The organism is Butyricimonas faecihominis (assembly GCF_033096445.1).
In the GTDB taxonomy this organism is placed as follows: domain Bacteria; phylum Bacteroidota; class Bacteroidia; order Bacteroidales; family Marinifilaceae; genus Butyricimonas; species Butyricimonas faecihominis.
This window is the reverse complement of sequence record NZ_AP028155.1, coordinates 1,597,855-1,620,548: the sequence shown is the minus strand read 5'-3', so window position 1 is coordinate 1,620,548 and position 22,694 is coordinate 1,597,855. Positions and strand designations below refer to the sequence as shown.

At 38.0% G+C, this 22,694-nt stretch carries 18 protein-coding genes; 17 read left to right on the top strand and 1 reads right to left on the bottom strand.

The genetic code is table 11. The features are described 5' to 3' along the window. On the bottom strand, nt 1-1,833 hold the full coding sequence (locus R8806_RS06830; RefSeq protein ID WP_124318193.1) for a hypothetical protein: 1,833 nt from the start codon (nt 1,831-1,833) through the stop codon (nt 1-3). A gap of 112 nt (nt 1,834-1,945) precedes the next feature. On the opposite strand from R8806_RS06830, the gene R8806_RS06825 reads away from it, so the two are divergent. The 17 genes from R8806_RS06825 (at nt 1,946) to R8806_RS06745 (ending at nt 22,692) form a co-directional block, all read left to right on the top strand. Next, a complete protein-coding gene (locus R8806_RS06825) occupies nt 1,946-2,458 on the top strand; it encodes a TlpA family protein disulfide reductase (protein ID WP_124317992.1) in 513 nt (170 codons plus the stop codon). Nucleotides 2,459-2,832: 374 nt separating this feature from the next. Continuing rightward, nucleotides 2,833-3,357 carry an RNA polymerase sigma factor gene (locus R8806_RS06820; protein WP_164719911.1) on the top strand — a complete coding sequence of 175 codons (525 nt, stop codon included), beginning with the start codon at nt 2,833-2,835 and terminating at the stop codon, nt 3,355-3,357. Then, nucleotides 3,306-3,737, top strand: a complete 432-nt coding sequence (locus R8806_RS06815; RefSeq protein WP_455785874.1) for a golvesin C-terminal-like domain-containing protein — start codon at nt 3,306-3,308, stop codon at nt 3,735-3,737. The genes R8806_RS06820 and R8806_RS06815 overlap by 52 nt, the downstream gene beginning before the upstream one ends. A 246-nt stretch (nt 3,738-3,983) precedes the next feature. Beyond that, nucleotides 3,984-5,150 carry a FecR family protein gene (locus tag R8806_RS06810; RefSeq protein ID WP_124317989.1) on the top strand — a complete coding sequence of 389 codons (1,167 nt, stop codon included), beginning with the start codon at nt 3,984-3,986 and terminating at the stop codon, nt 5,148-5,150. Between the two features lie 86 nt (nt 5,151-5,236). Then, nucleotides 5,237-8,830: a SusC/RagA family TonB-linked outer membrane protein gene (locus R8806_RS06805; RefSeq protein ID WP_151412212.1), complete on the top strand. Its 3,594-nt coding sequence runs from the start codon at nt 5,237-5,239 to the stop codon at nt 8,828-8,830. Next, the gene (locus R8806_RS06800; protein ID WP_124318004.1) at nt 8,830-10,356 is read left to right on the top strand and encodes a RagB/SusD family nutrient uptake outer membrane protein; all 1,527 of its coding nucleotides are present in this window, start codon (nt 8,830-8,832) and stop codon (nt 10,354-10,356) included. The genes R8806_RS06805 and R8806_RS06800 overlap by 1 nt, the downstream gene beginning before the upstream one ends. 37 nt (nt 10,357-10,393) lie before the next feature. Further along, nucleotides 10,394-11,296 carry a hypothetical protein gene (locus R8806_RS06795; RefSeq protein WP_124318005.1) on the top strand — a complete coding sequence of 301 codons (903 nt, stop codon included), beginning with the start codon at nt 10,394-10,396 and terminating at the stop codon, nt 11,294-11,296. A 56-nt stretch (nt 11,297-11,352) separates the two neighbouring features. After that, entirely contained in the window at nt 11,353-12,369 is a 1,017-nt protein-coding gene (locus tag R8806_RS06790; protein ID WP_124318006.1) for a TlpA family protein disulfide reductase, read from the top strand. Between the two features lie 73 nt (nt 12,370-12,442). Further along, nucleotides 12,443-14,143 carry a S8 family serine peptidase gene (locus tag R8806_RS06785; RefSeq protein WP_151412211.1) on the top strand — a complete coding sequence of 567 codons (1,701 nt, stop codon included), beginning with the start codon at nt 12,443-12,445 and terminating at the stop codon, nt 14,141-14,143. 10 nt (nt 14,144-14,153) lie between these two features. Next, nucleotides 14,154-15,290 carry a pepsin/retropepsin-like aspartic protease family protein gene (locus tag R8806_RS06780; protein ID WP_124316438.1) on the top strand — a complete coding sequence of 379 codons (1,137 nt, stop codon included), beginning with the start codon at nt 14,154-14,156 and terminating at the stop codon, nt 15,288-15,290. Between the two features lie 3 nt (nt 15,291-15,293). Beyond that, nucleotides 15,294-16,463, top strand: a complete 1,170-nt coding sequence (locus R8806_RS06775; RefSeq protein ID WP_229782930.1) for a hypothetical protein — start codon at nt 15,294-15,296, stop codon at nt 16,461-16,463. A gap of 49 nt (nt 16,464-16,512) precedes the next feature. Then, nucleotides 16,513-17,769, top strand: coding sequence for a thioredoxin domain-containing protein (locus R8806_RS06770; protein WP_124316437.1), 1,257 nt, complete (start codon nt 16,513-16,515; stop codon nt 17,767-17,769). Between the two features lie 16 nt (nt 17,770-17,785). Next, entirely contained in the window at nt 17,786-18,883 is a 1,098-nt protein-coding gene (locus tag R8806_RS06765) for a TlpA family protein disulfide reductase (RefSeq protein ID WP_124316436.1), read from the top strand. Between the two features lie 24 nt (nt 18,884-18,907). Further along, nucleotides 18,908-19,735, top strand: coding sequence for a hypothetical protein (locus R8806_RS06760; protein ID WP_124316435.1), 828 nt, complete (start codon nt 18,908-18,910; stop codon nt 19,733-19,735). Nucleotides 19,736-19,771: 36 nt separating this feature from the next. Next, nucleotides 19,772-20,860, top strand: a complete 1,089-nt coding sequence (locus R8806_RS06755; RefSeq protein WP_124316434.1) for a TlpA disulfide reductase family protein — start codon at nt 19,772-19,774, stop codon at nt 20,858-20,860. Between the two features lie 7 nt (nt 20,861-20,867). After that, nucleotides 20,868-21,959 (top strand): TlpA family protein disulfide reductase, encoded by a 1,092-nt coding sequence (locus tag R8806_RS06750; protein ID WP_124316433.1) that lies wholly within the window; start codon nt 20,868-20,870, stop codon nt 21,957-21,959. 157 nt (nt 21,960-22,116) lie between these two features. Then, nucleotides 22,117-22,692: an RNA polymerase sigma factor gene (locus tag R8806_RS06745; protein ID WP_209279549.1), complete on the top strand. Its 576-nt coding sequence runs from the start codon at nt 22,117-22,119 to the stop codon at nt 22,690-22,692. Nucleotides 22,693-22,694 lie beyond the last annotated feature (2 nt).

The window sequence follows — 22,694 nt, the reverse complement described above, 5'->3', positions numbered from 1 at the left end:
TTACCAGAAACGTTGTTCCCCGTTTTGTATCGTGAATACACGCTCTTCCTTGCCAGCCGTGTGATTGCGCAGCCAGTAAACCGCATTCGATGGAACGTTTTCAAATTCAACGGAATAGCCCGTGGCGATTTTACAACCGAGAGATTGCCAACCACCGAGGTCAAAGTATAATAGCTCGTACTCGTTTCCGGGGTACACGCCGTTTGCGTCGTTGCGGGGCAGGTAGATGATTTCCGACACGCTGACGGGGTGGTCGAAGTCCACGACGAGCTGGTGGGATATTCTCCCGTGAGAAAGCGGGTCGTTGTCGAAGATGTTGGCGAGGCGGGCTCCTCTACCTTCGGGGTCAATGCTTTTTCCTGTTAGGTTTAGACCCCGCTTGTCCTTGAATCTCCACTCGGCGAGTTCCACAATCTTGGTATGGTTAAATCGCCAGTAACGGTATTTTTGCGTGGTGTCGACCGGAACGATTTCGGGTTGCATGTTCGGGTTGTGGGTGACACTGTGGATGGTTACGGGGTTTCGGAATGTTGGATCGTTCGATGCTTGAAACCTTGCCCCAACAAGGGCGTTGCCGTGGTACACTTTGTGGTGATGTAAAGGATATTTACGGGTGAGGGTGAGAGTCTGTCGTCGTGTCGTGTCGGGACGTAATGTGACAGTTGTCCCGTTTGCCCGCAGGATGAAGGGATAGGCGAAGTTTCGCTGGTATTCCTTCTCGAAATAGACGGGGAAATACACGATGTTGGGACCCATGGCGTGAAAGCGGGCTTTGTCTTGTTGCACGTCGCTCCAGTCGACGACCCGGAGTTCCCGCCCGTTGAATATGGCGAGATAGGCGTGGCGTGCCTGCACGGGGACAGTTGCGGAAACCGTAACATCCGAGGTGTGCAGGTATTTGTCGGTGACATCTCGGTTGAAGGGGTTGGTGAAAAACGGGGGAATGTATTCGTCCTTTTCGGGAACGGGAATGGGGTTGGTCGAGTACGTGCGGCGATATACTTTCGGGGCGTTTTTCATCTCTATCTGTCCGGCGAGTATGTCCTTGTTTTGGGTATCCATGACGACCGTCCATTCGTGGAATCCGTTCATGTCGGCCCAATAGGGGACGTGGTCTATGGCTGCGGGAATACCTACCATACGATATGCCAGTAGTTGTAGTTGGCTAGAAAAGACACATTCTTTAGCCGAGAAGGGGATTCCTGCTAGGTTGTCCTTTCCGGAATCAAGTCCTAGGGCGTGACCGTAAACGATCTGCGCCATGTTATAGGGGGAGTGTTTTTGGTTATCAAAGTAGCGTCCTGCCTCTTGCAGGCGTTCCCTTAGCCGAGAATCTATGGAATCCCGCCAATAGTCGAGGGGTTCGTTACCAATCCGGTAAGGTAGTAAATATTCAAGGAAACTTTCAAGAGTGAGGTCTTCGAGCCAAGGACTGTTGGTCCATAGCCGGAAGGTTTGGTCAATTTGGTGAATGAGGTAGTCGGCTTTCACTTGTTCGAGGTCCGGTTCCGCCCTGAGTTGCTGGCGGGAATAGGGATAACGGAGGGGTTGCATGAGGATGACTTTCTTCATCAAGTAAGGGGTCCCCGTGCTGTCGATGATGCGTTGGAGTTGCCGAAGGTAGGGACCGTCGAGGGAATAGTGACCTGGCATGTTCTCGATAAGGAAAATAGCCGCTTTTAGTTTGAGGCTGTCGCTGGCATAGTGGTCCAGCACTTTTTGGAGTTCCAGCTTGTTGTCTCCGGCAAGTTGCAGGGTTTGTTCGAGCCGGGAGGTTGCTTCCCGGCAGGAATATAGGAATATTACTAAGAGCAGGTAAAAAATAAGGCGCACGGTCTGTTTTTGTTTGCTGGTTAATATTATAATGCAAATGTATTTAATTTATTCAAGAATGATTATTGAAAATATTATTTATCTTTGTAAAGAACCAAATAAAGAAAAGGTCATGAAAAGGGTATTTATTTTTACGGTTTCCTTGTTGGTACTGGGAACTTTAGCAAGAGTTAACGCTCAGGAAAAGGTGACGCTGGTAAAAGTCGGGGATGATGTTCCCGAATTTGTCGTGGAGATGTTTGATGGACAAAAGATCAATATTAAGGATTTAAAGGGGAAGATAGTATTAATTAATTTCTGGGCTACGTGGTGTCCTCCTTGTCAAGAGGAGTTGAAACGGGTGCAGAAGGAGATTATTGATCGCTTTAAAGGGAAAGATTTCGTGTTCTTGGCTATTTCTCGCGAGGAGAGTAAGGAGCAGGTGAAGAAGTTTCGAGAAAGAAATGGATACACGTTCCCTATGGGACTTGATCCGGAACGTAAGATTTATTCGAAGTTTGCCACGGCAACCATTCCTCGAAATTTTATCATTGATAAGAAGGGAAAGATCGTGGAGATTGAGGTCGGTTATACGAAGGAGGCTTTTGCGAAGATGATTGAGAAATTGGAGAGATTGCTAAAGTAGGAATTTTGATTGATGATTTTTAATGGCTCTCGTACTGACTTATAATAATAATTTGTTAGTACGAGAGTTTTTCTTGTTACGTGGAAGTGTAAGTGGGTGTGGCTTGATTAAAATGCTTTAAGGAAAGATTGGAATTCTTTTGAGAGGAAGTGGCATATTATTCGTTAAATGTAATATCTTTGTCTTTGAATATAAATAAAGGATCGTTTATTGCGCCTCTCTAAATAGTGCTATTTTAACATTTTTATTCATATCTCTCAAAGCACAACTAGATATAAATCAAACTCATACATCAAAATCCATCCTTGTAAATAATAAATGCAATAAACGATCGTTTTTTGTTATCAAGGATGCAAAAAATTGAGAAGATAAATATGCGAAAACAGGAGGTGTTTGATAGCTATTTCCGACGTTATTATCAAACACTTTGTTACTTTGCATTTAACTATCTAAAAGTGCAGGATGAGGCGGAAGATGTGGTACAAGAGGTGTTTATAAAACTTTTGAACTGGGATGAAAGTTTTGATAACGAGGAACATTTGAAACATTATCTTTATAAAGCTGTTCGTAATAGTTGTTTGAATCAAATAAAAATGACGGGGATTCGTGCTGATATATTGGAATCTATTCAGAAGAATACCCCGGAGGACGAGAATAATTTTTTCGTAAATGTGGTACGAGCTGAGGTCTATCAAGAGATTATGGGAGCAATTCAAGACTTACCTACAGAATGTGGAAGGATTTTTAAATTAGCTTATGTGGAAGGTTTCAGTAATGATGAAATTGCCACCCAACTTTCAATTAGTGTAAATACCGTGAAGGCTCAAAAGAATAAGGCGAAAATTCAATTGCGGGAAAAGTTAAAAGGGTTGTATCCAGTGTTGTTATTTTTATTTTAAATAACGCTTATGGTCTGGTATATCGAAGTATTGTTGCGCATACCGGAGGGGGAGAGGGAAAATCATGGGTAGAATGGCGCACAAACTTGGAGCGGGTGGGAAAGTACGAGTTGTTCGTGCATATTCCCGAGTTTTCTGCTATGAATATAATGTATAAAAGTAATTTGTTATCACAACGGGGGACACAATCGTATACAATTGTGTTACTGGAAGCTAGATATGAGATTTCTATCAATACTTCTGATTACGGGTGGATTTCTTTGGGTGAGTATGAGAGTACCTCCGGAGAGTGTGTTGTCATGTTACATGATACAGGAGATCCGAACCATATTATTATCGGGGATGCGGTGAAATGGGTGTACGTAGGAGAGAGAGGATGAATAAAAATGTATAATTTGAAATGATGAAATAAAATTATTGGTGTTGATTTTATGTGTAGAACGACGATTTGTCAATTAAAATTAGCTTTTGGTATGAGTACTAGTGATATGTAGTAATCGCTAATTGATGATGTTGAAAAAATAGATCAACTCAAAATAAATGTGGTGAGATTTTTTGAAAAAAGTTGAGTTTTGCGTAATCCTTTTTTGGAAGTTATTTGTAATAGGGGAAATTTTACAAGAGAGATGAAGAATCCATTTGAATTTACAAAAGAGTTATTGCGGTATACCCGAGGAGAACTTTCTAAGGAAGAGGAGAAAGGGATAGAGCAGGTGTTGTCGGAAGTGGAGGGAATGAATACATTGGTGGGGGAACTAAAGGATAAGAACCGAATCGAGCATGAAATGCATGTTATTGCAAGGTTTGATACGGAAAGGGCTTTAGGTAAAGTGAAAAATAGAAAACAGGTAAAAAGAAGAGGAATATTACCTTGGATTGCGGCTGCGTCTGTTGTGGTAATTGCAGGAGTTTCTGCTTGGATATTGTTAAGCCAAGAACCGGATGTACACAATTTGCCTGTAGCAGAAAAATTTGAGCCGGGTAAGGCTGTTGTGACATTAGAGATGGCATCCGGATTGAAATATCGTTTGGATACATTATCTTCTGTTGTTCGTAATAATCGGGTAAATGTTGCTTTTGATAATAATGATAGAGTACTGAAAATAAAAGAGCAAGATTCTTTAGCAGATGGTGCTACAAAAGAAATTGGGTATAACACGATCAATGTACCATATGGAGGAACGTATACGGTGGAATTGTGTGATGGAACGAAGGTATACTTGAATTCGGGAACTACATTGGAATTTCCTTCTCGGTTTGACGGAAAAGTTCGCAGTGTAATTTTGAAAGGAGAGGCATATTTTGATGTAGCTCGAAATGTAAGTAAACCGTTTGTTGTGGAGGTGGATGAGATGAAAGTGAAGGTGTTGGGTACATCTTTTAACGTGAAATCGTATGTTGATGAACCAGGGGTTTACACGACATTAGTAGAGGGTAGTGTCGCTATTCTTCGGGATGGGCAACCGGAGAAGAAGATCAAACCGGGAGAACAAGCTTATTATAATAAGGGTGTCGGAACCTTGAGTATTGCTGAAGTTGATGTCAATGAATTCACGTCTTGGAAGGATGGGTTGTTTTATTTCAAAGACATTGCTTTAGAAGAAATTTTGAGAATCGTCTCAAGATGGTACGATTTGGAAGTATTTTACATGAATCAGGGAGCGAAGAGTGTGATATACAGTGGTAAATTGCCAATGTATTCTTCTGTGGAGGATGTGTTGCGGAAGTTCGAGATATCCGGAGATGTACGTTTTGAACTGAAAGGTAGAACTTTAACTGTTTTTGATAAATAAAAACGGGATTGGGCAATCCCGTTTTGTATACCCGCTCGTTGGGCGACGAGCAGAATAAATGTTTAATTTAATTGAATTACAAATCTATGAAAAAAAATTGGGATTTGTTGCTGAATTTTTGGCAATATCGGAAATCTAAATTCTTTTTGCGCATGAAAATCTCGATGATTTTATTATTGGTGGGGGTGATGCACCTTTCCGCTAATACGTTTTCACAAACGAAAGTGTCGTTGAATATGAAAGATGCAACAGTGCAGGAGGTATTTTCCAATTTGGAAAAGATGACGAACTATACCTTCCTTTATAAGTTGGATCTTGTTAATAAATGTGGTAAAGTAAATATTGATGCCACAGATCAGGATTTCAGTCAATTATTGCTGGAGTTATTAAATCCACTAGGCTTGTCTTTTACAATAGATGATCAAGTGGTTGTTATCACTGCAAGTAAGGCCAAAGATGATGTTAAAAAAGAGCTTACTATCAAGGGGCGTGTTTTCATGAAAGATAGTACGGGAGTTCCGGGAGCAACAGTTATTTTAAAAGGAACTTCGACAGGTGTAATTACAAATATGGCAGGGGAATTTACAATCACAATTCCTTATACAGAATCTCCTGTATTGATCTTTTCCTTTTTGGGAATGAAAACTCGTGAAGTTAGATATGTTGGACAAAAGGAGATGATGGTGTTGATGGAAGAAGATGTAAAAGCGATGGATGAGGTAATTGTAACAGGTTATCAACGTATTCGAAAGTCTGATATGGTAGGATCCACGAACTCCGTTAAACGTGAGGATTTGTTTTTTAATGGAACGAATTCAATTGAGCAGATGTTACAGGGAAAACTTCCGGGAATGGTAGTTATGAATACGAGTGGTTTGGTTGGTAAACGTCAGAAAGTTCGTGTTCGAGGAACTTCAACCTTATTAGGTAATCAGGAACCTGTTTGGGTTGTTGATGGAATTATTCAAGAGGATCCATTACCCTTTAAAACACGTGAATTAGATGCTTTGGGTAATATTTCTCAGGACAATTTTGATATGGTAAAAGATTTCGTTGGAAATGCTATTTCTTGGTTGAATCCCAATGATATAGAAGATATTACTGTGTTGAAAGATGCTTCGGCTACCGTTATGTATGGTGTGAAAGCGGCTAATGGGGTAATTTTGATAAAAACAAAACAGGGACAAGCAGGTAGAATGTCCGTAAATTATAGTGGAGATATATCCATTACTCCTCGGTTGACTTATGAAAAAATGAATTTAATGAATTCTAAAGAGCGTGTGGATGTTTCTCGAGAGATTTATGAAAGAGGATTAACATCTGATAACCGTCCGTTGGAATCAATCGGTTATGAAGGAGCTTTAGGGCGCTATTTGGCCAAAGAAATTTCTTATGATGAATTTAATGATGAAGTAAAAAAGTTAGAATCAACAAATACAGATTGGTTTAAATTATTATTTCGAAATAGTGTAAGTATGAATCATAGTTTAAGTATCTCTGGAGGAACAGATAAGATTAGTTATTATGGTTCAGTAAATGCTACAATCAATAGAGGAACATCAATAGGAAATGAAAGTACGTCATATAGTGCTGCTATTGGAATAAATGCAAAGTTTGGAGAGAAGGTTAATTTGGGGTTGAGAATAAACGGTTCAACTTCGGAAACAGATGGTTATTATCAAGTCGATCCTTATAATTATGCTTCAACAACAAGTAGAGTCATTCCTTGTTTTGAAAATGGTGAAAAGTTTTTTTATAAAGATAAGAGCGGTTATCTATATAATATATTGCATGAAATATCTATGACGGGAAATACAAATACCAATCGTAGTATGGGTGTTTCAGCTAGTTTCCGTTGGGATATTTTAACCGGTTTGCAATTTGAAAGTACTTTTGGATTGAATACCTCTAATATTGTAGGAGAATCTTATGCTGATGAACAAAGTCATTATATTACGGAAATCAGAAAGTATGAATTTGGTACGCAACGTCCTGCAGATAATTTGTATCAACGTTCTCCGTTACCTCATGGGGGTGAGTTGAATACTACGGAGGATCGTAATTTCAATTATACCTGGAGGAATACATTATCTTATAACTATGTTCTTGCAGAAAAACATCGTTTTAGTTTGATGGTAGGTCAGGAATGTCGAAGTAATAAATATGATGGAGTTGCGTCTACTATTTATGGTTATTTCCCAGGACGAGGAAAATCAGTTTCTTTGCCTCCAACAATAATAAAAGATCAAAATGGAGAAGATCGGCGTAATGATTTATTAGATAAATATACAACAGTAGTAACGGATCGTAAATCTAATTATATCGGTTATTTTGCTAGTTTCACTTATGGATTTGATGAAAGATATATATTAACAGCGAGCTTCCGTTCAGATGCTTCTAATAGATTTGGTCAAGATACAAGAAATCGTTTCTTACCTGTATGGTCTATTGGAGGACGTTGGAATGTACATTATGAACCTTGGATGCAAAATCAGCAAGTGATTAGCGATTTAAATTTTAGAGTTAGTTACGGCTGGCAAGGAAATGTGGCAGAAAATTATGGACCAGATTTAATTGCTCGGATCGGAAGTGGAACAGAGACGATAGATCAAAACCGAACAGGTGAATACATGATGTTTATTAAATCGTTGCCTTATGGTAATTTGCGCTGGGAAAAAACGAAAACAATTAATTTAGGTACAGACTTTGGATTATTCCAAAATAAAATTACATGGACAATAGAATACTATAATAAGAAAACCGAAGATATGATCGTAGAAAAAGAGGTTCCTTATGCTTATGGAGTTACCTCGATGCCAATTAATGGTGGAAGTATGACGAATCAAGGTATTGAGGTTTCTGTTGGATTTACTCCTGTTCGTACAAATAATTTTACATGGAGTATGTCTATAAACTCTTCTAAAAATTTTAATGAAGTAAAGTCAACTGTAAATGAAAATGAAAATTGGAGAGCGGCTGCTAGTGGAAGTCTAAACAAAGCCGGATATGCAGTATCTTCTTTCTGGGCATTTGATTTTAGTGGCTTAAATCCAAAGACAGGGTCGGCAGAGTTTAATATTCCTTCTGTGGAAGAAAATCCGGCAGGACAAACGGATGCTACTACTTTTATGAAATATATGGGAACGTTGGAACCTGACTTTACCGGAGGTGTTTCTATGTCATTCCGTTATAAGAGTTTATCACTATCTTCATCGTTTAATCTGCAAATAGGTGGAAAGAAGTTTTTGTATGAAGTGTTTGATGAATCAATCGTGACTTCAACTCCAAGTGCTTACGTTAATTTGCCTAAGGAATTGACCAAAAGATGGAGAAAGCCCGGTGATGAGGCGTTTACAGATATTCCAGCATTATCTTCAACGGAGGCTTCGTATTACAAATTGCCGAATGGTGCTTCTGAATATGCTCCTCGTTTATATAACTACTCGGATGTACGGGTTGTGAATGCTTCTTTTTTACGTTGTAATGCTTTATCTTTAAATTATACGCTTCCAGAGAAATGGGTGAAAAAGATGTATTTGAAAAATTTATCGTTTAGTGCTTCTGTAAGTAATCCGTTTATAATTGTTAGTAAAGAATTTAAAGGGATGGACCCGGAAGTTGCAACTGGTTCACAACCAATATCTCGTACGTATTCATTTGGTATTAATGTTAGTTTATAATGATAGACGATATGAAAAGTTTTTTTTATTGTTTGATTTTTATGGCTCTTAGCATCGGAATAATGGGATGTGGTGATTTTTTGGAAGAGTCTAGTCAAGATGAAGTACGCCCAAGTACAGTTTCAGATTTAGAACAATTATTATTAGGAGAGGGATATCTGAGAACCGATTGTATATATCCTTATTTAGAGCTTTTGACAGATAATGTACAAAATGCTTATAGTGACAATGAAAGCCATGTTACTGTGTTGCAGCAAGGATTGCCTGTATTTACATGGGATGTTGATATGTTTGATAAGATGGAAGAGTTGTATACGACTGGAATAGATACTTGGGAAAAATTGTATTCCAAAATAAAAGGATGCAATGTTGTACTTGATATGCTGGATGATGTTACTGGAGATGAGAATGAAAAATTGAATCAGAGAGGTCAGGCATTGGCTTTAAGGGGATATTATTATTTTTTGTTGATAAATACGTTTGCACAGCCATATAATAAAGAAGGGGTTGATCTAAATACAGCATTGGGAGTTCCTTTGATTGTGAGTTCTGCAGTAAAAGATGAATTCCCAGCAAGAGAAAGTATTGCAAAAGTATATCAACAAATTGAACGTGACTTGTTAGAAGCTGTGGATTTGATGGATAAATATGGGCAGAATAATATACAATACAAAGTTACCCCTTTATTCGTTTATAATTTGCTGTCACGTATGTATCTTTATGTGGAAAATTGGGGAAAGGCTGCAGAATATGCTTCTGTTGTGATTACAAGAAATCCTCAATTGCGTCGCTTGTCTGATTTTGTAACAATAGAGGTTGATGAGTGGTTTGGTGATGAAACACTTACTTATGATGTAAATGGTGGTGTGTTAAATTATAACAGTCCTGAACTTATATGGGGATATGGAGATAAAAGGATTAGTGAAATTCTTTTCCAATTACCTGATATTTTTACATATCCTGGTTCTTCACCAATATTTTCAGTGTCTGATAAATTTTTGGCACAACATGATGTAAATGATTTAAGACCAGCTTGCTATTACCAACGGTATTTTAAGTCAATTGTCCCGATGGTATTTGGTTCGATATATGGGTCTAAGTCAAATTTAAATGATTTGTCGAATCCTCATAGAGGAATGAGGGTTGCTGAGGCTTACCTGAACAGGGCAGAGGCAAATATTCGATTATTTTTGGAAAATGGAAATGAAAATTTGCGTATAAGTGCATTGACTGATTTGAATTACTTACGAGAACATCGTTTCCGTCAGCCTTATGAAGATGTTAATATAACAGATGGTCAAACATTATTGGAATTTTGTTTGGATGAACGTCGTAAGGAGTTGGCTTTTGATGATCATCGTTGGTTTGATTTGCGGCGTTGTGGAATGCCAGAAATGATTCATGAGGTAACTATTAATAAAGGACAAGTACAAGAGTATCGCTTGGCAAAAGGAAGTGATCGTTACGTGTTACCAATTCCCAAGAAGGTATTGGATAAAAATCCGGCTTTAGTACAAAATCCATGATCGTATTTATTGGTAACGAATTAAATGAATGAAGAGTATGAAAAAGATATTATGTTTATTTTTAGGGTGTGTCTTATTTATCAGTTGTTATGATGAAGGTAAGATCAAACCATCAGAGGAGCCTGAGTTAATTTATGGAAAATATACTTTACCTCAAGGTGATCATGACTATGATGATGATATTGTAGCATTTTATAAAAAATATGGTTCTTTATTATTGTATAAATTCACTACAAAAGATTTTGGATGGTCTCCTACGGGTAATGTTGCTTGGGATATAACTACGGATACGATAATTATTCCTGGTGCAGGATCTAAATATGATGCTCAGCCGGCAGATGAATTGTATGTAAGTAATCAATTGGAATTATTGCAAGATAAATTATTTAATTATTTGTCTGATACATTGATGTCGTGCTTGCCTCAAAAAATATTACTATGCAGTACTTTAGATTTGGTTCCAATTGGATTAGGGTATAATCCTAAACCAGATGAACGTCAACCTTTAAATGTATATGCTGGTTTTTATCATATTGCTGTTAATTGGGGAAGTGATAAGATTTTGACAATGACGGCTGATGAACGAAATCAGTTTAAAAAAGATGTGTGTATTGCTTATTTCGGGTCTATTGTAAAGTCTTTGGGATCTCCTCAAGAGTTTTTCATGGTTTCAAATTATTCAGATAATATATCTGCAGATGATATTTATGCTAATGGGATATTAAATCATGACCATAGAACAAGTTTAGAGAATGACTGGTTTGACTATCTGAAGTTAGCTATCGAAAATTCTATTAATGATTTGGAAGCAGAGGGTGGAGTATTAAGCGAATCTGTGGATGTCAATGGGAAAATTCGAGAAAAGTACACGATTATGATAGACTTTTTTGAATCGAAATATGATTTTGATATTCAAGCAATAGGAAACGACGTGGAATAATATGAAATAGAAAGAGTGTGGTAATATTTATCACACTCTCTTAAAATCAGAATTAGATGAAAATTACATATATTGGTGTTGGGTTGTTTTGGATATGGTTATTCGTGAATGCGTTTACACTATCTGCACAGGAAAAATTAGAGTTATCTGGTAAGATTCGTGTATTGGAGCCTGTGGAGTTGAGGTTAGAGAATATAAAGGGGGAGGTTTTGCAAAAAACGATGGTAAAGAATAATAATCCATTTTCTCTACAAGCTTGTAAAATTGAACCGGACGTCTATTTGATTTGTTTGGGTGAGACAAAACAACCAATTTATTTAACCAATACCCATGTAACAATAAAAGGCTTTTACAATTGTCGGGATGTGAAGAGTAGTTCCTTAAATTTTACAGGGATTGATATATATTATGAATTGTTGAAGTGGCTGCCTAAAGAGGAATTTTCACAAGACAAGACGATTGATCCAGAAATAAAGGGAAAGTTGAAAGGGAATATGTATAGTGCGTTAGCTTATATCTCGGATATGTCGACGTACAAGCCGAACAAGTTATTATTGGATTGTATGTCAGAAGAAGCATTGAAAACGACTTCCGGCAAGTGGTTAAAGCATCGGACGGATAGCTTATATTATTATTCAATAGGAGCTCCGGCATATGATTTTACATTTCAAGATGTTCAGGGGAAAAAGGTAAGTTTAAGCGACTTTCGGGGGAAACTGGTGCTGGTAGATTTTTGGGCATCATGGTGTGGACCGTGTCGGCATGAGATGAAGAATTTATTACCAATATATAACGAATTGAAAGGGGATGATCTGGAGTTTATCAGTATATCTTTGGATTCGAAAGAAGAAAACTGGAGAAAAATGCTGGAAGAAGAGAAGTTACCTTGGGTGATGTTATGGGATAAGGAAGGATTCGTGATTGGTAATAAGCCTAACAAAATTCAACGAGCATACGGTTTTTATAGTATTCCTTTCATTGTTCTGATTGATAAAGAAGGACGTTTGTTAGCTAAGGATCTGCGAGGAGAACGGGTGAAAGAGGAGATTTTAAAGGCTAGGGCTAATAAGTGATTTATAATTAGGGATTAACGATTTGTATAGATAGATCGTTCGGTAATGTATTGTAAAAATAAAACTGTAAAGTATGAAAAAGTGTTTCTTGTTATTGATGGCGAGTGCATGCATTAGTGTTGCAAATGCACAGTTAGTAAAACAGAATGAACAAGGAGAAAAAAAACAAGCTGATTTGGATTGGTATAATTGTTCTTTTGATAAAGATGGAGTGTATGGAGCTGAGGTAAATAAAGCATATGATTTCCTAAAAGGGAAAAAAATAAAGAAAAGACCGGTTGTTGCCTTAATCGGAGCGGGCATGGATATAGAACATGAAGATTTGAAACAGGCAATTTGGGTAAATTCGAAAGAAAAGGCAGACGGAAAGGATAATGATAAAAATGGTTTGGTAGATGATATCAACGGTTGGAATTTCTTAGGTGGGAAAGATGGTCAAGTAATGGAGGCAACAATGCGGGAAGGAGATCGGGAATTTTTACGTCTAAAAGATAAATATGCTGATTATATTTTTGATGGTAAAAATTACAATAAGGTTATTGATGGAAAGTTGACTAAAGTGGCTGATCCGGAAAATATAGACGAGTATAATTATTTTTTTAAAAAGGTATTACCGGAATCTCCGGTGGCAGGAAGTTATTGTGGTTGGCAACTTACCTATGTGTTGAAAGCTTATGCAGATAAGTTTGATCAAATGATGAAAGAACGCTTTCCAGGAAAAGAATTGACGGAGGCAGAATTTGGTATTTGTTATGATCCGAAAGCTCCACGTGATTCATTGTCAGAAGTAGCATTTATGATGTGTGCAATGGGTTTTGGTGTTTATAAAACGGATAAATGGGAAACTGTTTATGCAGGTATAAGGAGTGGAGGACAAATAGAACAAGCTAAGGCCGAATATGAGAGAAAAGTAGGACAATTTGGATCTGACGGTCGTAAAGATATTATTGGAGATAATTACTTGGATATTAATGATAATAAATATGGAAACAATGTATTGTTAACGGCTGACGCTACTATTGGTACGATGGAAGCCGGTATCATTGTTGCTAAAAGAGAGAACGGCTTAGGTAGTAATGGTATCATGGATCAAGCAGAGATCATGACGTTGAGAGTTGCGGCTAATGGAGAACCTTATTTGAAAGACATCGCTTTGGCTATCCGTTATGCGGTAGATCACCAAGCAGATATTATCATGTTACCTGTCCAAAATACACTTTATCCTGAAGATCAGAAAAAATGGATTAGTGAGGCATTGGAATATGCTGAGAGTAAAGGTGTGTTTTGCGTCACTCCAGCCTGGGAGGGTGCACAGGATTTAGCAGTAGAAACTTATTACCCGAACCGTTGGATGACAGGTAAAAAAGAATTAACAAATTTAATGGTAGTTTGTTCTTCTGATAAAAATGGAAATCCCTCTATGAATTCTAATTATGGAGCTAAAGAAGTAGATTTGTATGCCCCGGGGATGGAAATTTATTCTACTTACACGGGAGATACCTACCAGAGCGGAACTGGCCTAGGATTGGCGGCTGCAACGACAGTAGGGGTTGCTGCTTTAATTAAGGCTTATTATCCTCATTTGACAGGAACGCAAATCCGGAATATTTTACTGGAGACAGTTACTTCCAGAAAGGATGCAGAGGTTGAAAAGGGTATTATTGTAGATGGGAAACCGACTCAAGATTTATTCTTATTTGGAGATTTATGTCTTTCTGGTGGTATTATTAATGCTTATCAAGCTGTAGTTGCTGCAGATAAGATTGCTAAATAAGGAAAGGAATATGAGGATGAGATTGATTTTTGGACTATTATTATTTTTGATTGTTGTGCCGCTTTCGGCACAACAAGTCAAAAGTGTGATCCCTTATCGTATGGTAGGGGGGAAAATGATCGTGGATATGACTATAAATGGACAGATTCGTTCATTTATATTTGATACGGGAGGTCAGATGGCTTTAACCGGAGAACTTTGTGAAGAACTGAATATTTCGGTAGTGGATTCGGTGAAAGTAACGGATGTGAATGGTAAGGAAGTTGGGTTACCTAGAGTGGTTGTTTCCAGCTTGATGACTCCGGATGAACGAATTAACTTTTCAGGAGTCCCGGCGATGAAATTATCAACACCTTCTCCTTTTGAATGCTTTCATGCAGATGGGTTGATCGGAAGTGATTTGTTTAAGGATTTGATCGTAGAGATAGACGGTAAAGCGAAGACAATAACTGTAACTTCGGCTGAAAAGAGTTCAGCGGTTTCTTTGCGTAAGATGCTGCCGTTTTCGGGAAAAGGTTTTATGCCGATTATAACCTTGCAGGCAGGAGCAGGAAACAGTTTGGTTGTGTTATTTGATACAGGGTGTCCTAGTTTTTTATCTTTAAAGAATACAGATTACGAAAATTTGCGTTCTAGCGGGGCTTTTCAGGTGATGAGTGAAGGTGTAGGTGGAGGATCGATCGGCGTAGGGGGTATGACGGAAGCTGAAACCTCGTATCGGATAGAATTCCCGCTTTTGTCAGTAGGTCCGACGAAATTCAAACAGGTAATAGCTGAAACAGCAACTCCACCTTATACTTTACTAGGAGTGAAATTATTGGAATACGGTAAAGTTACGATCGATTACCCTCGTAGACGCTGGTATTTTGAGGCTTACGAGCAGGAATTTGATATGACTAGCAAACATTACAACGTGAATCTACAAGTGAAGGATGGAGATTTAGTTGTGGCAACCGTGTGGTCTGCTATGAAGGGTGTCGTTGAAGTTGGGGATAAAGTAGTAAAGATTAATGGAAAGCCCACTGGTAAATATGATTTTTGTGAGAGTATTATTTCGGGTATCCCAGAATTGAAAGCGAAGAAGAAGACAAAATTGACAATTCTCACGAAAGATGGTGAGAAAGTAATCGTTTACCAAAAAGAATAAGATATGTTGAGAATACAATTCAAAACTTTTTTGTGCGGTATTTTCATGTTCTCTTTCATACATGGATTTGCTCAGCAACAACCGACAAAACGGATTTGTGATACTATTCATTATGAGTTTATCCAAGGAAAGATTGTTATACCGGTAGTTGTGAATGGGGTGAAGGTGAAGTATATTGTGGATACCGGAGGACAGACTGGAACGGACTGGGAGCATGTAAAAGCCATGGGGGGTGTTGCCACGGGTGCATCCAGATCAATATCGGATCACAATGATATGAAGGAACTTTATCAGATTGCAGAAGTAGAAAATGTGCAATTGAGTCCGAATTACACGTTGAGTAAAATGAAAACAATGGTTCTCCCTATTATTGGAAGTTTTAGGGGAATAGGTACTGTTGGGATCTTAGGTGGGGATGCTTTTGCCCAGTCTGTGGTTACTTTTGATGCGAGAAAACAGATCATGGTTATAAATTATCCTTATCGCCCGGATCGTCTGAAGATAACGGAGGGGGTAGAGATGTTTCCTGGAGATACACATCATTCTATCATTAATGTAAATTTAGGCGGGGTTGAAAAACAAGTATTGTTTGACACGGGAGCCGATGGATTTCTTTTGTTGACGGCGAATGATTTTAAAGATATAGAAGCTGCGGGTAAAGGAGAAAAGACGGCTCATGGGTTTGGGATTAATGGTGTAGGATTGGAAGGCCTGAGTCATCCGGTGGATATGAACAAGGTTAACGTGAAAGAGATGACTGTTTTAGGTAAAAAGTTCACCAATGCTGGGAGCGTTATTTCCGACAAATCGACGACTCTTGTTGGGGTTGATTTACTGCAATACGGAAAAGTTGTTATTGACTATATGAGGAATCGATTCTATTTTTTCCCCTTTGATTCGGAAATTGCAGATATGGGTGGAGCTCCTAAAACTTGGAATGTAAGTATCTTACCGGCTAACGAACGTTTTGAGATCACTACCGTATGGGATAGTATGAAAGATGTTGTGAATTTTGGAGATCAAGTCGTTGATATTAATGGAACGGATATAACAAAATTTCCGATGAGTCAACCGGCAGTTGACAGTGTTATGAATGCCATAAAAGAGAATGTGGGGTATATTGTTGTATTGAAGGATGGGCAAAAAAAGAAGATAGAGATTAGAAGAGAGTAAGGACATTTACAATTTATGATTTACGATTATGATTAGGAAAAAAACAATAATGGTATTGAGTTTATGTTTACTGACCATGGGAACATGGGCTCAAGCAAAGAACACCTCCGTGGAGGTGAAGGATTACCGAGAGGTGGATGGAAAGATTGTATTAGAAATGGTTGTAAATGGGGTAATCGCTGATTTTGTGTTAGATTTGGCCGGGCATAATGCAATATTACCGGAGTATGTGGAAAAATTGAAAATAGATCCCAATGTTCCCGGAGATTTTCGTTATGATACATTTCAGTATAAAAAAGTTTCGGTAGAAAAGTCTGTGAAGATTGGAAGTATCTCTTTTGGAAATAGTGTATTTGGGAATGAGGTGGCTGCATTTGTGTTGAAAGATGAACCTTATTTGCGGAAGCTGGGTGTTGCTGGGGTGGTTGGTAGTTCTCTGTTTAATAATGTTGTGTTGACAATCGATTCCAAGCGGAAGAAAATAACGATGAGTAATCCTTATCGCCCCTCTTATATGAAATTGGATCATCGTTCTAATATGGATTTGATCCCGGCTTCAGGTATTGTTTGTCCTGTTGTGCTAGATGGAGTAACTTATTCTTTGTTATTGGATACATGGAATAACGGGATGATTACTTTGAATGCGGCAGATTTTGCCAAGTTAAATGGTAAGGATGGGGGAAATGTAAAGGTTAGTGAAGGATATGCGTCTGCGGAAATAGCAGCAAAAAGTAAAGTTGTAGGAGCATGCCACTTTGTGAAAGGTGATTTTTCGGACATTACTGTTGCTGAAAATGGATCATTACCTCGTTCTGTTATCGGGAATGAAATTTTGAAACAAGGTTTACTTTCTATTGATTACGGGAAAAGAAAAGTGTATTTTCAGCCATTTGATTTAGCCGAGGTGAAGGATGAAGTGATAGGTGCTGACGAGGTAAAAGTGGAATCCGGTAAATTGAATCCGATTACTAGGGAATACTTTTTAGAATATGTGTATGATTATCGGAAAAGTTCGGAATTCGTGTTTAAAGGAGACAAACCGGTTGTGATTGATTTTTGGGCAACTTGGTGTGGTCCTTGTATGCGTTTGATCCCGGAATTGGAAAAAATGGCTGAAAAGTATAAAGATCAAGTGATATTTCTGAAAGTAAATGCTGATAAAGAGAAAGAGTTGTGCGGAATGTTTAATATTGTTGCTTTACCGACTGTGTTCTTTATACCCGTGAATGGGAAACCGATTGTGGAGATGGGGGCTACTCCGGAGAAATACGTGGAGATCATAGAGAAGCAGTTGCTAAAGAAATAATTAACAACAATAGATTATGAAAATAGCAGGAATTATATTTTTGTTGTTCGTGTCTTTGAGTGGAATGGCACAACAGGCCGAATCATCAAAAGAGTACGTGATAAAAGCGTGGAATGAGTTCCAACTTCCGGAAAAAGGAGCGATCAAAGCAATCTTAGCTCGGCGGGATCAGATTACACGTTACCTAAAAGTAAATAATGCAGCTGTAGAGGCTGAACAGGAGAATGGTGCGCAGGCAATTCGCCGGGCTGCAGATCTGTATGATGAAGGAAAAGATGCTCAATTAAAATCTTCCGAGATTAAAAAACTATTGAAAGGAGTGGATTTATCGACGAAAGAGTTTGTGAATTGTACTAGTTTGGAATATGTGATTGAGGACTATTTCGGACTGAAGGCTGTTGCCGAAGGTGCTCCCGTGAATCAAGCTTGGGGAAGTATGTGGTTTAATACTACAGTGGAAACGATTGGTAATAAATATGATTATCAGAGATACCGTCAGATTCTTGAATTGAATAATCCGGAGTTGTCGTTAGCTTATTTGTCATGCCTGAGATCAGTTTTCCGTTATAACGGATACACGAAAGGTTTGGATGAGATTCGTCCGTTATTTGATAAAAATATGCCGGAAGGAGCATTAAAGGATGAGATTAATGGATTGTACAAGAGTTACGAACACTTGAAGCAAGGAAATGTAGCTCCGGCATTTACATTGAAAGATTTTAGGGGTAAAGAACATTCTTTATCAGATTACAAGGGTAAAGTTTTAGTGATTGATGTGTGGGCAACCTGGTGTGGAGGATGTATTGCTAAACTACCCAAGTATATGGAAATGGCTGGAAAATATAAGGATCGTGATGATATTGTCTTTATTACCATTTCAATAGATGATAAAGGGGCTTATAATAGCTGGAAATATGCATTGCCTCGTTTGAAACTGATGGGTATGACAAATTTGTTGGCTTCCAAAGGAGAGTGTACCTTTCAGAAAGACTATAATATTACAGGGATACCTCGTTATTTCTTGATTGATAAAGAAGGAAAAATTGTTTCCGTCTATGCTCCGACTCCCGGTAAGGATTTTGAGGCGTTGATTGATATGACCTTGCAAAAATAATAACGAACAAAAATAGTAACTAGTATGAAAAAAATTGTATGGTTTGTGTTTTTGTGTTGTATCATGGTAGGGCAACCCGTTTGGGCTCAGAATAGGGTAACCGAACAGCAAAAAGTCGAGTATGATAAAGGTAATCGAGACCAAAAGTTCCTAAAAGAATATATCGAGGCGTTAAAGGCTGACGGGCAGACCGAAATATTGAATGATGTGGTGGATGAGTATTTAATGGTGTTACCATTAAATGAGCGTTACTCCGGTGGAAATTTATCGGATTTCGTGGAATATATAACTCACATGAATACGAAAACCATTGTCGATATTATTGAAAATTGGGACAAAATTTCTTTCACGGAAGAACAGGCTGATAAAATTGTGGAGAAAATAGATAATGTCTGTAAGATGGATTTGTTTCAAGTGATTATGAAGGAACGTGAAGATGAGAAAGGTCCCATTATGGATTGTAGTTCCCTACAAACAGCTTTAAGGAAGTCTGGTATTCCGGTTTCTAATGTAAGACGGCAAACCATTGAAATGTGGCAATACTGGCAGGTTAAGGATATAACGGGTATGATTGGTGCTTTTGAAAATATGTTTGTTGAATCGGAAGCTTCCCCAAAAGAAAAGGCTGGTAATGGCGTGCTTGATTTGGAAACGATGTTTGATGGGGTAATTCTTGGAAGTATGGTGAATTATATCTTGGAAGAGAGTAATTTAGAGCAATGTACCAAAATTCTTGATATCATGAATCTGGTTGTTGAGAAGAATGATAATAGTATCTTTGTTGACATGATTGCCAAATGGAAGGATAATTTTGAGGGGAAAAAGATGATGATAGAGATGGGTGAAGAATAAGTGTTGAGGATTGGGTAAAATTAAAATGAATGAGTTATGAGATTATTTATTGCTTTTTTAGTAATTTGTTGCGTGGGTTGTTCTCAATCATCACGTTATCAATTTAGTCTGAAAGGAAACATCGAGGGAGTGAAATATGGTACCGTTTTCTTGATGACTCCGGGAGATAGTTCAATAGTTTTATATAAGACTGATTTGGAGGGGGGAAAATTTGAGTTGAAGGGAGAATTGGATGAACCTAGACAAGTTATATTGAAAGTGAACCGACGTCAGACTTATTTCTTTATGGATGGTACGAATATGGAAATTTATTGCCCTTATTCGGCGTTAAGTGATAAGCATATAAAAGGGTCCCCGGCAAATAATTTAGCTGCAGAATATGACAAACTTGCCCAAGAGGGATATTACAAAGAATTTAATCAATTGATGAATGAGTATAAAGAGTTGCTGGATGTGGGTGATCAAAAAGCAGCAGATGAAAAAATGACTCAAGCACTAAAAATGGATGATAAACGTTTTGAATTGACCCGTAATTTTGTTAAACAACATCCGGATAACATGTATTCTGCCTATATTTCGGGAATTGTGAAAGAAGAAAGTTACGAGAAGGGAAAGGAGTTGTATGACTTGCTTACTCCCAAAATTCAAGCTTCATTCTATGGGCGTTTGTTGAAACAACAGACAGAGGCGTTGGCTGTTTCTGCATTAGGTGTTCCTTGTCCGGATTTCACGGCAACGGATGAGTCTGGTAATAAAGTTTCAATGGCTTCTCAGAAAGGTGGAATCATGGTTCTTGATTTTTGGGCTTCTTGGTGTGGTCCTTGTCGGCAAGAGATGAAAAATTTGCGGGAGCAATATGCTGAATTTAAAGATCAGGGAGTTCGCTTTATGAGTATCTCATTGGATGATTCTGTAGAAAAATGGAAAAAGGCTTGTGAAGAGGAGCAAATCCCATGGATCAGTGTTCGGGATGATAACGGTTGGTCTAAATCCGAAATTCGTAAGTTATTTGGTATTCAGGCGATACCATTTATCGTGTTACTGGATAAAGATGGTAATATTGTTGCCAAAAATATCCGTAGAAACAGTTTACGAGAGAAAATTTTGGAGTTGCTACAAAAATAAATAAGTTATGAAAGTTATAAATATAATTTTAGCTAGCATTATCATTTGCTTGGGGGTAGGATCTACTTGTTTCGCACAAGAAGTAAATGATAAGGCTTTACTGGAACGAGTAGATAAGGTATACCGTTTAATCCCGAGAGACTTGAATACGGATGAATTACTTCAAAAAATAAATGAGGTAGAAAAGTACGTTGGACTGGTTATAGATTCTATTGAAAATAAAGAGGCGAAAGAAAAGGCTCGATTGATTCAAGCTAAAGGGTTGTTATGGAGTTTAGGAAGTTACGTGTTTGAAACTGGAGATAAAGGATTGAAAGATGAGTTGTCAAAAAGAATTAAGGGGGTGGATCTGGATTCTCCAAGTCTGGAATTGCTTGATGATATCGACGTGGCTAATTTGTTAAATGGTTATTTCCGATTATTTATGCCAGATTTATCAGAGTTAGATAGAGCTACTTATGTTTTGTATAATATAAAAAGCGAAAAAATTCGTAATCCTTATGTGCTGACAGCATTAGTGTCAACATTAAAACAAAATGGATACACGGATGCGATTCAAGGAGTGATAGAAGATATTGAGCTTTGTTCCAAAACTGAGTCAACAATTCAAAAGGCGCATGAATTAAAAGCACAATATTATCCGGTACGAGTGGGGGAGGTGGCTCCCGATTTCGAGATGGAAGATGAATTTGGTAAGATGGTGAAACTTTCCGATTTCAGGGGAAAAATGGTGTTTATTGATGTTTGGGCTACTTGGTGTGGTGGATGTGTTGAGGGGTTGCCTTATTTCATGGCTTTGGGGGATCAATATAAGGATCAGAAGGATTTGGTGTTATTGACCATATCTGATGATGGAATAGAGGCTAAATCTCGTTGGTTAAAATTCTTAAAAGAGAAAAAATATTCCGGTAAGATTCCTCATTTGATCATCAATAAAGAGAAAGATAATTTCACGAAAGATTATTGTATTACGGGAATTCCCCGATATATTTTGATTGATAAGGAAGGGAAGATTGTGAATGCTTGGCACGTGGCAGCCAAACATGAATTATTCCCTTGGTTTTTCAAGATAGAGTTGGATAATATGAATCGAGAGTAATTTTTATTTAGTACTCAATGTTTATTTCCCGGTTTGACTTTGGTTGAACCGGGATTTATTGTTTTGTCGATGATAGGCTTAAAGGTGAATATAATTGATGGCATTCCGGATTAAATTATTATTTTTGTAATAATTATTAGATCCGAGGGAGCCGTTTATGAGAGTGATAAAGAAGGATATAGATATATTCATAGACCAACTACAGAAGGGTGATGAAGGTGCTTTTCGAGTATTATTCGATGAGTTCTATACGGCTTTGTGTCTGTTTGCAGAACGTTTCCTTGGAGAGCGGGAAGCGGCGGCGGACGTGGTTCAGGAGGCTTTTTTGAAATATTGGGACAGGCACATGGATTTTGATAATTACTATAAGATAAAATCTTTTCTTTACGTGGTGGTTCGCCATGATTGTTTGAATTTACTTCGGAATAAGCGTGAGGATTTGCCGGTGACAGAGGATATTGCCATGGACTCGGATGAATTTTTTCATAATCAAGTCATGGAAGAAGAGGCATATCGTGTATTTTACCGGGCGATTGAGCATTTGCCGCCACAGATGCGGAACGTGATCAATTACGCCTTGGAAGGATTGAAGAATGCAGATATTGCTCAAAAAATGGGAGTGTCCGAGAATGCTGTGCATGCCTATAAGAAAGAGGCGTACAAGAGATTGAAAGAGAGTATGAAAGATTATTATTACTTGTTGGATATATTTTTCTTATATCTGTTTCTTTGATT

Bases quoted from the DNA above. Each gene is read 5' to 3' on its own strand.
- R8806_RS06825 (WP_124317992.1), top strand. From the start codon at position 1,946: ATGAAAAGGGTATTTATTTTTACGGTTTCCTTGTTGGTACTGGGAACT.
- R8806_RS06820 (WP_164719911.1), top strand. From the start codon at position 2,833: ATGCGAAAACAGGAGGTGTTTGATAGCTATTTCCGACGTTATTATCAA.
- R8806_RS06810 (WP_124317989.1), top strand. From the start codon at position 3,984: ATGAAGAATCCATTTGAATTTACAAAAGAGTTATTGCGGTATACCCGA.
- R8806_RS06805 (WP_151412212.1), top strand. From the start codon at position 5,237: ATGAAAAAAAATTGGGATTTGTTGCTGAATTTTTGGCAATATCGGAAA.
- R8806_RS06800 (WP_124318004.1), top strand. From the start codon at position 8,830: ATGATAGACGATATGAAAAGTTTTTTTTATTGTTTGATTTTTATGGCT.
- R8806_RS06795 (WP_124318005.1), top strand. From the start codon at position 10,394: ATGAAAAAGATATTATGTTTATTTTTAGGGTGTGTCTTATTTATCAGT.
- R8806_RS06790 (WP_124318006.1), top strand. From the start codon at position 11,353: ATGAAAATTACATATATTGGTGTTGGGTTGTTTTGGATATGGTTATTC.
- R8806_RS06785 (WP_151412211.1), top strand. From the start codon at position 12,443: ATGAAAAAGTGTTTCTTGTTATTGATGGCGAGTGCATGCATTAGTGTT.
- R8806_RS06780 (WP_124316438.1), top strand. From the start codon at position 14,154: ATGAGGATGAGATTGATTTTTGGACTATTATTATTTTTGATTGTTGTG.
- R8806_RS06775 (WP_229782930.1), top strand. From the start codon at position 15,294: ATGTTGAGAATACAATTCAAAACTTTTTTGTGCGGTATTTTCATGTTC.
- R8806_RS06770 (WP_124316437.1), top strand. From the start codon at position 16,513: ATGGTATTGAGTTTATGTTTACTGACCATGGGAACATGGGCTCAAGCA.
- R8806_RS06765 (WP_124316436.1), top strand. From the start codon at position 17,786: ATGAAAATAGCAGGAATTATATTTTTGTTGTTCGTGTCTTTGAGTGGA.
- R8806_RS06760 (WP_124316435.1), top strand. From the start codon at position 18,908: ATGAAAAAAATTGTATGGTTTGTGTTTTTGTGTTGTATCATGGTAGGG.
- R8806_RS06755 (WP_124316434.1), top strand. From the start codon at position 19,772: ATGAGATTATTTATTGCTTTTTTAGTAATTTGTTGCGTGGGTTGTTCT.
- R8806_RS06750 (WP_124316433.1), top strand. From the start codon at position 20,868: ATGAAAGTTATAAATATAATTTTAGCTAGCATTATCATTTGCTTGGGG.
- R8806_RS06745 (WP_209279549.1), top strand. From the start codon at position 22,117: ATGAGAGTGATAAAGAAGGATATAGATATATTCATAGACCAACTACAG.